This is a genomic window from Propionivibrio pelophilus DSM 12018 (genome assembly GCF_059569095.1).
The window spans coordinates 1-10072 of the sequence record NZ_JCANUT010000082.1 but is presented as its reverse complement, the minus strand read 5'-3'; the positions used below and the strand labels follow the sequence as shown (position 1 = coordinate 10072).

Sequence of the window (10072 nt, the reverse complement as noted above, 5' to 3'; positions counted from 1 at the left end):
CATCGGTTGCGGGCAATACAACTCAAGCACTGGAAGCGCGGCACGACAATGTATCGGGAATTAAAAGCCCTCGGTGCGCCGGAAGTTGTGGCGTGCAGGGTGGCTGGAAATGCACGTAGCTACTGGCGAAATGCCGATCGGCTACTGAAAACGGTACTGACCATTGCCTACTTTGATCGACTCGGAGTTCCTCGTCTCTCATGACCTCAACTTCTCGAACCGCCCGGTGCGGACCCGCATGCCGGGTGGTGTGGCAGGGGCGCAGCCTATAAGGGCTGCCCCCTATGCCGATCAACCCGTTCCGGACGGGGCGGGAATGTTCATCTGAACGTAACTTCTCTGTAATTTATGGCCGTTATCGTTTTCGTATGAAAACGCACGGGCAAATTACAGCAACACTTCCGGCCTCGCCGGAGGCTCATTTCACGGCGACGGAGCACGGGCGACGAACCAGTCGCATCATCGAACTGGTCGGGGCCGCTGGTTTTCTGGCCATCGATTCGCTGGCGGAGCACTTCGGGGTCACGCCGCAGACGATCCGTCGCGACGTCAATCAGCTTTGTGACCGCGGCTTGCTGCGGCGCCGCCATGGTGGCGTGGAACTGCCGGTTTCGGGCGAGAACCTCGCCTATCTGGCGCGGCGGGTGCTGAACCTCGACGCCAAGCGCTGCATCGCGCGACGGCTGGCGCTCGACGTGCCGGACCGGGCGTCGCTGTTTTTCGGTATCGGCACCACGCCGGAAATATGCGCCCAGGCGCTGCTCGGGCACAGCCAGCTGCGGGTGATGACCCACAACCTGTCGGTGGCGCTGGTTCTCTGTGGCAATCCGACCTTCGACCTCACCGTCGCCGGCGGGCGCATCCGCAACGCGGATCGCGACGTGGTTGCAGCCGAGGCGCACGCGTTCTTCGAGCGCTATTCCGTCGACACCGGGGTTTTCGGCGTCGGCGGGGTGGCGGAGGACGGCACGCTGCTTGATTTTTCCCCGGACGAAGTGACGATGCGCCGCGCGCTGATGCGCCATTGCCGTCAGCGCTATCTCGTGCTCGATCACAGCAAGTTCGGGCGCGAGGCCACCGTACGCGGCGGTCACCTCCGCGACGCGACGGCTATCTATACCGACCGGCCGGTGCCCGATGGCGTCGCCGAAATGCTCGCCGAGGCCGGTACCCGTCTGATCGTTTGCCGGGAGGGCCAGTCCGCCAGCCCGGGTTTTCCGTGTTCCATCCCCAACCAAGGAGAGTGATCTCATGCAAGTGCGCCCGTTGAAACGAATCCTCACGGCGGTGGCGTTCGCCGCCACGGCCCTGATCGGCACGGCGGCCCAGGCCGACCAGACCGCCATCTGCTACAACTGCCCGCCGGAGTGGGCCGACTGGGGCAGCCAGCTGAAGGCCATCCAGGCGCGTATCGGCCTCACCGTGCCGCCGGACAACAAGAACTCCGGCCAGTCGATCGCCGCGTTGATTGCCGAAAAGGCCAATCCGGTAGCCGACGTGACGTACCTCGGCGGCATTTCGGCGGACACCGCCAAGACGGCTGGCGTGTTGACTGCGTACAAGCCGAAGGGCTGGGAGAAGATTCCGGCCGAGCTGAAGGACCCGGATGGTCTGTGGTTCACCATCCACTCCGGGACGCTCGGCCTGTTCGTCAACAAGGCCGCGCTGGGCAAGGCGCCGGTGCCGCAAAGCTGGGCGGACCTGCTCAAACCCGAATACAAGGGGATGGTCGGCTACCTCGACCCGACCTCGGCGGCGGTTGGGCAACTCGGCGTGATGGCGATCAACCTGGCGCTCGGCGGCAGCTACGAGAACATCGATCCGGCGATCAAGTTCTTCAAGGAACTGCAGAAGAACCAGCCGATCGTGCCGAAGCAGACCTCCTACGCGCGGGTGATTTCCGGCGAGATCCCGATCCTCTTCGACTACGACTTCAACGCCTACCGCGGCCAGCACAAGGATGGCGCGCCGGTGGTGTTCGTCATTCCGAAGGAAGGCACCGTCGTGCAGCCCTACGTGATGGGGTTGGTGAAGAACGGACCGCACGCCGACAACGGCAAGAAGGTGCTCGACTTCGTGCTCTCCGACGAGAGCCAGACGATGTGGGGCAACGCCTTCCTGCGCCCGGTGTTCGCCGAGAAAATGTCCGCCGAAGCCAAGCGCAAGTTTCTGCCCGATGCGGATTATGCGCGTGCCAAGCCGGTCGACCTGAAGAAGCTCGGCGCGGCGCAAAGCATGATCGTCGAGCGCTTCAAGAACGAAGTGAAATAACACCGGGCAGAGTCCGTCGCTCCTGATGCGATCCGGAGTCCATTGGTGCGCCTCTGGATTCCGGCTTTCGCCGGAATGACGGGATTTTCTTGGTCTTTAGGTATTCCTGACAAACGAACATGTCCCGCTCAACAAATAATGACGCCCGGCTGCTGCTGATGCTGTTGCCGGCCGCGGTGTTCTTTATCGCCTTCTTCCTTTTGCCGATGGTCCGGCTGTTCGTCATTGGCGGCCAGGGCACGCACGGCTGGGCAGCGTATTTCGCCATCTTCACCGATGCCGGCTATCGCGGCGCGCTGTTCGCCACGCTCGGCGTATCCGTGGCGACAACGCTGGCGACGCTGGCGATCAGCGGCATCTGCGGGGTCTTCCTGCAGCGCCGGCAATTCCCGGGAAAGTCGGTGCTGGTTGCGCTGATGACCTTGCCACTGGCCTTTCCCGGCGTCGTCGTCGGCTTCATGGTGATCATGCTCGCCGGGCGCCAGGGGCTGATCGGTGATCTTTCCCAACTGCTCGGCGGCCCGCGCATCGTCTTCGCCTATTCGCTGCTGGGCCTGTTCATGGGCTACGTCTATTTTTCGGTCCCGCGCACCATCCTGACCGTGATGGCCGCCACCGAAAAGCTCGACCCGAAGCTGGAAGAAGCCGCGCGTTCGCTCGGCGCTTCGCCCTGGCGGGTGATCCGCGACATCATCGTGCCGGGACTCAAGCCGGCGTTCATCTCGGCTGGCGCGATCTGCTTCGCCACCGCCGTCGGCGCCTTCGGCACGGCATTTACCCTGGCCGCGCGTATCGACGTGCTGCCGATGGTCATCTACACCGAATTCACCCTGTCGGCCAACATCGCCATGGCCGCGGCGCTGAGCTTCGTCCTCGGCGCCGTCACCTGGCTGGCGCTCGCGCTGGCGCGCACGGCGGCCGGATCGAGCGTGGCGGCGGCCGGCTAGGAAGAAGCATGAACCGCGACAAAATTCTTTTCGCCCTGCAACTCGGATTCACCGGGGTCGTCTGCGCCTTTCTCGTCGTTCCGGTCGGGCTGTCGATCCTCGCCGGGCTGACCAGCAACTACTTCGTAGGCCTGGGCAGCGGCCTGACCCTGCGCTGGCTCGGCGAGGTGTGGGACGGCTACCGCCAGACCTTGTTCCTGTCCATCGGCCTGTCGATGGCCTGCCTGGCCGGGACGCTTCTGCTCGGCGTGCCGACCGCCTACCTGCTGGCCCGCTCGCGCAACCGCTTCAGCCGCGCCGTCGAGGAACTGCTGGTCATGCCGGTCGCCGTGCCGGGGCTGGCCACCGCGCTGGCGCTGATCGTCACCTACGGCAGCCTGTCCGGCTTCCGCACCTCGTCGGCGTTCATCCTCGTCGGGCACGTGCTGTTCACCCTGCCGTTCATGGTGCGCTCGGTGCTGGCGGTGCTCAGCGTCATCGACCTGAAAACGCTGGAGGAGGGCGCCGCCTCGCTGGGCGCCGGATTCCGGCAGCGCTTTTTCGACATCGTCCTGCCCAACTGCCGCAACGGCATCCTGGCCGGTTCGCTGATGGTCGTGACGCTGTCGATGGGCGAATTCAACATGACCTGGCTGCTGCATACGCCGCTGACCAAGACGCTGCCGGTCGGCCTGGCCGACGCCTACGCCTCGCTGCGTCTGGAAATCGGCAGTGCCTACACCTTGATGTTCTTCCTGATGATCACCCCCTTGCTGCTCGGCCTGCAATGGCTGGCCCGCCCGCGCCGCCGGGCATTTGCTCCCTCCGAAGAGGAATGAACCATGACTGACGCTGTTCAACCCCGCGTCAAGGCGCTCTCCATCACGCTGGAGCGCTGCGCCAAGACCTTCCCCGATGGCACCTGCGCGCTGCAGCCGCTCGACCTGCACATCGAGGCCGGCGAAACCGTCGTGCTGCTCGGCCCGTCCGGCTGCGGCAAGACGACGACGCTGCGCATGATCGCCGGGCTGGAATCGCCGGACGCCGGCGGTCGCGTACTGTTCGACGGCGTTGATGTCACCGCGCAACCGATCGAACAGCGCAACGTCGGGATGGTGTTCCAGTCCTACGCGCTGTTCCCCAACATGAGCGTTGCCGAGAACATCGGCTACGGGCTGCGCATCCGCAAGGAATCGCCAAATGCGCTCCGCACCCGCGTCGGCGAAATGCTCGCGCTGATGCGCATCGAGGCACTGGCCGACCGGCGCATCGACCAGCTTTCCGGCGGTCAGCGTCAGCGCGTGGCCCTGGCCCGGGCGCTGGCCGTGCGTCCGCATGCGCTGCTGCTCGACGAGCCGCTGACTGCGCTGGATGCCAAGCTGCGCGACACCCTGCGCCTGGAAATCGATACCTTGCTCACCCGTCTGGGCATCACCGCCATCTACGTGACGCATGATCAGTCCGAGGCGATGGCCCTCGGCGACCGCATTGTCGTGATGGACCACGGCCGCGTGGCGCAGATCGGCAAGCCGCGGGAGATCTACCACCAGCCGGCGACCGCCTTCGTCGCCGGATTCATCGGCACGATGAACCGCCTGCGCGGGAGCGTCGTCGACAAGGTCTTCCGTTGCGCGGCCGGCGAGTTACCCGCCGACACGCTGCCGGCCGACGCCGGCGAAATCCTGTTCCGGCCGGAAGACGTGCACGTCGCCGGCGAGAACGATCCGTGCCAGCTCTCCGGGACGGTCAGCGCCGCGTTCTTTCTCGGCGACCGGACGCGCCTGTTCGTCGATGTCGGGCAGCCCGATCCGCTGGTCGTGGAAAGCCACGTGCGGCGTGAATTCGCGCACGGCGACGCCGTCTATCTGCGCGTCGACCCGCGCGGCGTGCTGGTTCTTTGAAGGAGCGCGCCATGCTGATCGCCCAGCTTTCCGACCTGCACATCAAGCTGCCCGGCCGTCTAGCCTATAAAAAGGTCGATACGGCGGCGATGCTCGCCGAGGCCGTGCGCCGGCTCAACGCCCTGGTCCCGCGCCCGGACTTGCTGCTCATCACCGGCGACCTCACCGACATCGGCTCGCCCGAGGAATACGCCTGGCTGCGCGAGTTGCTGGCGCCATTGACGATGCCGATGTTCGTCGTGCCCGGCAATCATGACGAGCGCGAGGGTATGCGCGCCGCGTTTGCCGACGGCGGCTATTTCCCGGAACAAGGTTTCCTCAATTTCGCCGTCGACTGTGGCGATCTGCGCCTGCTCGGTCTCGATACGCTGGTGCCCGGACAAGGCGGCGGCGCGGTGTGTGCAGAACGCCTGGCCTGGCTTGACGACGCCCTGCGCGCCGCACCCGACACGCCAACGCTGCTGCTCATGCATCACCCGCCTTTCCTGACCGGCATCGGCCACATGGACCGGATCGGGTTGCAGGGGCGCGAGGCGGTGGCGGAGGTTCTGGCGAAGCATCCGCAGGTGCGGCGTGTTCTTTGCGGACACCTGCACCGCACCATCGTCACCGCCGTGGGCGGACGCATGGCGATGACCTGCCCGAGCCCCGCGCACCAGGTCGTTCTCGATCTGCGCGACGAGGCACCGAGCCAGTTCAACATGGAGCCCCCGGGCTTCATGCTGCACACGTGGGCTGACGGTATACTGACGTCCCACGCGGCGGTCATCGGCGATTTTGCCGGGCCCTTTCCCTTCTTCGACGCCGCGGGCAACCTCATCGATTGACGCCTCAATGAAACTTGTCTTGTTCGACCTCGACCACACGCTGCTGGACGGGGATAGCAACCACCTCTGGATCGAATACCTGATGGCCGCCGGCCTCGCCGGCCCCGATGCGATGCAGCGACAGGCCGAAGGGCATGCCCGCTATCTGGCCGGTACGCTCGATATCGTCGAATACATCGAATTCCAGTTGTCCCTGCTGGGCAACGGCGCGGTTGCCGAATGGTTGCCGCGCCGGGCGCAGTTCCTCGCGTCCTGTGTCGAACCGCGAATCTCGGCGGTGGCGCGGCAGGCGGTCGAGGCGCATCGCGCCGCCGGAGATTGCATGGTCATCATCAGCGCCACGCACAGCTTCCTCGCCGAAGGCGCGGGCGCCTTGCTTGGGCTGGACGTGCTGGCGCCGCCAGCGGAAGTTCGCGACGGTGCGTTCACCGGGCGCATCGGCGGCGAAATCTGTTTTGCCGAACGCAAGCGCGCCTGTCTTTCCGCCTGGCTTGAGCGCGCCGGACGCAGTCTGGGTGATTTCGCGGCAACGGTTTTCTACTCGGATTCGGCAAATGACCTGCCGCTGCTCGAATCGGTCGACCAGCCGGTGGCGGTCAACCCCGACGCGCGCCTCGCCGCCGTCGCCGCCGAGCGCGGCTGGCCGCGGCTCGACTGGCGGGTGGCGGAGTAAGGAACGGGCGTTTACTTCACCCGGATCGTTACGGTCTTCGGCGCGCCCGGCGAGGCCTTGGGCAGTTCGACGCGGAGCACGCCGTTCTTGTACGAGGCGCTGGCCTTGTCCGCGAGGACCGGTACATTGAGCGGGACGACGCGCTGGAAACTGCCGTAGGCACATTGCATGATCCGCCAGCGGCCTTCCGTGCTTTCGCGCTCGAAGCGCTTTTCGCCCGAGATGATCAGGGCGTCGTCACGCGCCTCGATGCTCATGTCCTGCTTGTCCAGCCCGGGAACTTCCAGGCGCACGACGATGCGCTTGTCGTCCTCGAACACGTCGCCGCCGAGCATCGACCAGTGGTGGCTGGTCATGAAGAACGCGTCGTCCACCTCGGATTTCGTGGGGAGGTCGGTCGTTTCGCCCGGCTTGAAGCGGGTCAGGGCGCCGGAGGCCGACTGGGTGAGATGCTTCCACCCTTCGGCCAGATTGTCCCAAAGCGAGCCAAAACCATCCTTGATCGTTCCCAGATTCATGTCTTCGCTCCTTAAACGGTGAGGGGAGGGCCTTCAGCGCTCCCCTCGGCATCAGGCAACCTGAATCTCGATGCGGCGCGGCTGCGCGTGTTCGGCCTTGGGAATGCGCAGTTTGAGCACGCCCTGGTTGAACTCGGCGCTGACCTTGGAGGAATCGAGTTCGCGCGACAGGGTGAAGACCCGGCGGTAGCGCGGCAGGCTGACTTCCGCGTGGCTCGACTCCATGCCGTCCGGCAGATCGAGCGCCACTTCGCCCTCGATCGTCAGCGTGTCGGCCTCGACCTGCAGGCTGAGTTTGTCCTTCGGCACGCCCGCCAGGTCGGCATAAAGCGTGATGCCGCCGGCGTCCTCGATCACGTCGGTCGGCGGCAACAGCGCGGCTTCGTCGCGCCGGGTTTCGCTTGATTTGGCAACGGCGTTGTTTTCGCTCATGGTCTCCTCCTTACTGAATGGTGATACGCCGCGGTTGCGCTTCTTCCTTGCGCTGGATGCGCACGTGCAGCACACCGTCCTTGTACTTGGCTTCGATCGCGTTCGGATCGGCGTCGTCCGGCAGCGAGACGACACGGCGGAAGCGGCCGGCGAAGCGTTCGTCGACATGCAGCGTCGCCTTCTCCGGCACCGGGTCGATCTTTCGCTCGCCGGCGATGGTCAGCATGCCCTTGACCAGTTGCACGTCCAGCGTCGCCGGATCGATGCCCGGAGCGAAGGCGTAGATATCCACCGTCTTCGGCGTGCCGCCGATGTTCAGCGCGGGGAAGCCGCGGGTCAGGCCGCGGATATTGGGGTTGGGATCGACCGACTGCTGAAGTTCGCGTTGCAGCCGGTCAAGTTCCGCGAACAGGTCGCGGGGGAACAATGAACGGTAATACATGCAGAGCTCCTTTCTGGTTTGCGAGGGGTTCGGTACTCCCTCTCGTAACCCTAGTTAAGGCGCTTTGCGGCTATTTTCAAGTTCTTGTTTTCAGCGCGTTCGTCCCCATATCGAAAAGCTTTGCGGGACGTGAGCCGGCGGATCATTCTGCCGGTTCGGGATCGAACTTGACGAGGAATTCGGCTTTCTCCCTGACGCAGATCAGTTCAGGCTTTTCCTCCGGGTGGTATACGATGACCGGCGTCCCGTCGCGGGCGTTGGTGCAGTCGATGCCCTCGGCGATGACGAGGTAGCGTTTTCCGTTTTTCCTGTTGATATAACTTTGCATTTTCGCGATCCGGCAACCATGAACCGAACGATTTTCGCCCGTGCCTTTGCTGCGCACAAGCTCGGTGAGCAACGGCGCAAGGGGATAACCCGTGGCCTGCCGTTTGTCCTGCTGCCATTGCTTTTCGGCAGTCTTCCCGCGCGGGCCATCGATATCTCGGAAAGCACGCTCAACAGCTTCGTCGCGCAGAAGCTGGCCGAAAAACAGCACCGCGACGTGCAGGTGCTCGATCCGAAGATCACGCTGCTCGACGGCCACGCGACGTTCTGCACCACTGTGCGCGCCAAGGTGATTCCCGGCGACGTCGCCATCTGTGCTGACATGACGCCTCAGTGGCGGCAAGCGACGGGATCGTTGCACGCAACACACATGGCGCTCGTGTCGCTCAGCGCGCCCGGCGTGAAGGAAAAGGACATCGAACTGCTCAAGGCCCTCGTCAACCAGGCCGTCCTGCCGCGCCTCGAAGGCGTCGAGGTTTACAGGGCCGACAGCTTCATCGGCAAGCAGATCACCGAAGTGAAGGTTCTGCCGGGACGGCTCGACATCTCGATGTAGCACGACTTCCTTACCCGTGCCGTTCTGGTCCGCAACATCAACGGCCATGGCTGGCAACCGTTCGAAATTTTTGAACGTTGTCGTCAAATTGCGAGAAACATCGATGCAGCGCTGAAGCCGACAATGACTTCCGTCAACAAGGAGGTCAGTTCATGCAAACGCTTCGCAAATCACAGGACCGTGGTTACGCCGATCACGGTTGGCTCAAGAGCTTGCATTCATTCTCGTTCGCCGAATACTACGATTCCGATCACATGGGCTGGGGCAACCTGCGAGTCATCAATGAGGACCGTGTCGCACCCGGCACCGGCTTTGGCCAGCACGGGCACCGGAACATGGAGATCATCAGTTACGTGCTGTCCGGCGAACTGGCGCACCAGGACAGCATGGGCAACATCGAGAGCATTCCGCCCGGCGATGTGCAGCGCATGAGCGCCGGAACGGGCGTCAGGCATAGCGAATTCAACCACGCCGACGACCAGACCACCCATTTTCTGCAGATCTGGATTCAGCCGAACGTCGTCGGTATTGCGCCAGGCTATGAGCAGAAGACGATTCCCCCCGCGCAGAAACGCGGCGTGCTGCGTCTGATCGCTTCCCCCAACGGGGCGCAAGACTCGGTGGTCATTCATGCCGATGCCCGACTGTATGCGGGGTTGTTCGACGGCGACGAACGCGCGAGCCTGGCCCTCGATCCAACCCGCAAAGCCTATGTCCACCTGATCCGGGGAGCGCTCGAGGTGAATGAGCAACGCCTCAACCCGGGCGATGCGCTGCTGCTTGAAAACGAGCCCATGGTCTCGCTATCCAAAGGGCGCGACGCCGAAGTGCTGGTGTTTGACCTGGCCCCCTGAACTTCCATTTCCATTTTCTAGTCTCATTATTAACCCGGCCCTTAAATAGCTTTGCTAAGCCGCGTATGCGGCATGAGGATGCTGGAAATAGGAACGGATGCGTTCGGGCCATTGTGCGATGCGATTCATGATGCGCATGGCTTTTTGCAGAAGATCCTTTTCAGAGCGGGTGGCCGGTTCGAGACGCAGGGACGTTTTGAAATCGTGATTCAGATATTCGTCGGGATTGGATTCCGGGGCGTAGGGCGGCAAGTAGAAGAGTTCGATCTTGTCCCGGCGAGGCTCGATCCATTGCTGGACGAGCTTGGCATGATGCACACGCAGGTTATCGACGATCAGGAAGAT

General features: G+C 63.8%; 14 protein-coding genes and 1 pseudogene. 10 read left to right on the top strand and 5 right to left on the bottom strand.

The annotated features are described in order from the left end of the window. From BO74_RS19745 to BO74_RS19710, 8 genes and pseudogenes are all read left to right on the top strand, one after another. Positions 1 to 204 (top strand): annotated as a pseudogene (locus BO74_RS19745) (group II intron maturase-specific domain-containing protein); the annotation flags it as partial. A 164-nt stretch (positions 205 to 368) separates the two neighbouring features. Then, complete coding sequence (locus BO74_RS19740; protein WP_496444901.1) at positions 369 to 1247, top strand: DeoR/GlpR family DNA-binding transcription regulator; 879 nt, start codon at positions 369 to 371, stop codon at positions 1245 to 1247. A gap of 4 nt (positions 1248 to 1251) precedes the next feature. Next, entirely contained in the window at positions 1252 to 2271 is a 1020-nt protein-coding gene (locus BO74_RS19735; RefSeq protein ID WP_496444899.1) for an extracellular solute-binding protein, read from the top strand. A gap of 119 nt (positions 2272 to 2390) precedes the next feature. Next, positions 2391 to 3218 carry an ABC transporter permease gene (locus BO74_RS19730; protein ID WP_496444897.1) on the top strand — a complete coding sequence of 276 codons (828 nt, stop codon included), beginning with the start codon at positions 2391 to 2393 and terminating at the stop codon, positions 3216 to 3218. An 8-nt stretch (positions 3219 to 3226) separates the two neighbouring features. Beyond that, positions 3227 to 4036 (top strand): ABC transporter permease, encoded by an 810-nt coding sequence (locus BO74_RS19725; RefSeq protein ID WP_496444895.1) that lies wholly within the window; start codon positions 3227 to 3229, stop codon positions 4034 to 4036. 3 nt (positions 4037 to 4039) lie between these two features. Then, positions 4040 to 5098: an ABC transporter ATP-binding protein gene (locus BO74_RS19720; RefSeq protein ID WP_496444893.1), complete on the top strand. Its 1059-nt coding sequence runs from the start codon at positions 4040 to 4042 to the stop codon at positions 5096 to 5098. A gap of 11 nt (positions 5099 to 5109) precedes the next feature. Next, positions 5110 to 5925, top strand: coding sequence for a phosphodiesterase (locus BO74_RS19715; protein WP_496444891.1), 816 nt, complete (start codon positions 5110 to 5112; stop codon positions 5923 to 5925). Positions 5926 to 5932: 7 nt separating this feature from the next. Beyond that, a complete protein-coding gene (locus BO74_RS19710) occupies positions 5933 to 6598 on the top strand; it encodes an HAD family hydrolase (protein ID WP_496444889.1) in 666 nt (221 codons plus the stop codon). 11 nt (positions 6599 to 6609) lie between these two features. Here BO74_RS19710 and BO74_RS19705 read toward each other — a convergent pair whose 3' ends face one another. From BO74_RS19705 to BO74_RS19690, 4 genes are all read right to left on the bottom strand, one after another. Further along, positions 6610 to 7116: an Hsp20/alpha crystallin family protein gene (locus BO74_RS19705; protein WP_496444887.1), complete on the bottom strand. Its 507-nt coding sequence runs from the start codon at positions 7114 to 7116 to the stop codon at positions 6610 to 6612. Positions 7117 to 7167: 51 nt separating this feature from the next. Further along, positions 7168 to 7548 (bottom strand): Hsp20/alpha crystallin family protein, encoded by a 381-nt coding sequence (locus BO74_RS19700; protein ID WP_496444885.1) that lies wholly within the window; start codon positions 7546 to 7548, stop codon positions 7168 to 7170. Positions 7549 to 7558: 10 nt separating this feature from the next. After that, positions 7559 to 7990, bottom strand: a complete 432-nt coding sequence (locus tag BO74_RS19695) for an Hsp20/alpha crystallin family protein (RefSeq protein WP_496444883.1) — start codon at positions 7988 to 7990, stop codon at positions 7559 to 7561. A 142-nt stretch (positions 7991 to 8132) separates the two neighbouring features. Further along, positions 8133 to 8318: a hypothetical protein gene (locus tag BO74_RS19690; protein WP_496444881.1), complete on the bottom strand. Its 186-nt coding sequence runs from the start codon at positions 8316 to 8318 to the stop codon at positions 8133 to 8135. 18 nt (positions 8319 to 8336) lie between these two features. On the opposite strand from BO74_RS19690, the gene BO74_RS19685 reads away from it, so the two are divergent. Next, positions 8337 to 8873: a YceB family lipoprotein gene (locus tag BO74_RS19685; protein WP_496444879.1), complete on the top strand. Its 537-nt coding sequence runs from the start codon at positions 8337 to 8339 to the stop codon at positions 8871 to 8873. 152 nt (positions 8874 to 9025) lie between these two features. After that, entirely contained in the window at positions 9026 to 9727 is a 702-nt protein-coding gene (locus tag BO74_RS19680) for a pirin family protein (RefSeq protein ID WP_496444877.1), read from the top strand. A 54-nt stretch (positions 9728 to 9781) separates the two neighbouring features. Here the strand turns inward: BO74_RS19680 and BO74_RS19675 are convergent. Then, the coding region (locus BO74_RS19675; RefSeq protein ID WP_496441822.1) for a transposase at positions 9782 to 10072 on the bottom strand (291 nt) is incomplete at its 5' end.

Excerpts from the sequence above, each read along its gene's own strand:
- BO74_RS19740 (WP_496444901.1), top strand. The coding sequence starts at position 369 with ATGAAAACGCACGGGCAAATTACAGCAACACTTCCGGCCTCGCCGGAG.
- BO74_RS19735 (WP_496444899.1), top strand. The coding sequence starts at position 1,252 with ATGCAAGTGCGCCCGTTGAAACGAATCCTCACGGCGGTGGCGTTCGCC.
- BO74_RS19730 (WP_496444897.1), top strand. The coding sequence starts at position 2,391 with ATGTCCCGCTCAACAAATAATGACGCCCGGCTGCTGCTGATGCTGTTG.
- BO74_RS19725 (WP_496444895.1), top strand. The coding sequence starts at position 3,227 with ATGAACCGCGACAAAATTCTTTTCGCCCTGCAACTCGGATTCACCGGG.
- BO74_RS19720 (WP_496444893.1), top strand. The coding sequence starts at position 4,040 with ATGACTGACGCTGTTCAACCCCGCGTCAAGGCGCTCTCCATCACGCTG.
- BO74_RS19715 (WP_496444891.1), top strand. The coding sequence starts at position 5,110 with ATGCTGATCGCCCAGCTTTCCGACCTGCACATCAAGCTGCCCGGCCGT.
- BO74_RS19710 (WP_496444889.1), top strand. The coding sequence starts at position 5,933 with ATGAAACTTGTCTTGTTCGACCTCGACCACACGCTGCTGGACGGGGAT.
- BO74_RS19705 (WP_496444887.1), bottom strand. The coding sequence starts at position 7,116 with ATGAATCTGGGAACGATCAAGGATGGTTTTGGCTCGCTTTGGGACAAT.
- BO74_RS19700 (WP_496444885.1), bottom strand. The coding sequence starts at position 7,548 with ATGAGCGAAAACAACGCCGTTGCCAAATCAAGCGAAACCCGGCGCGAC.
- BO74_RS19695 (WP_496444883.1), bottom strand. The coding sequence starts at position 7,990 with ATGTATTACCGTTCATTGTTCCCCCGCGACCTGTTCGCGGAACTTGAC.
- BO74_RS19690 (WP_496444881.1), bottom strand. The coding sequence starts at position 8,318 with ATGCAAAGTTATATCAACAGGAAAAACGGAAAACGCTACCTCGTCATC.
- BO74_RS19685 (WP_496444879.1), top strand. The coding sequence starts at position 8,337 with ATGAACCGAACGATTTTCGCCCGTGCCTTTGCTGCGCACAAGCTCGGT.
- BO74_RS19680 (WP_496444877.1), top strand. The coding sequence starts at position 9,026 with ATGCAAACGCTTCGCAAATCACAGGACCGTGGTTACGCCGATCACGGT.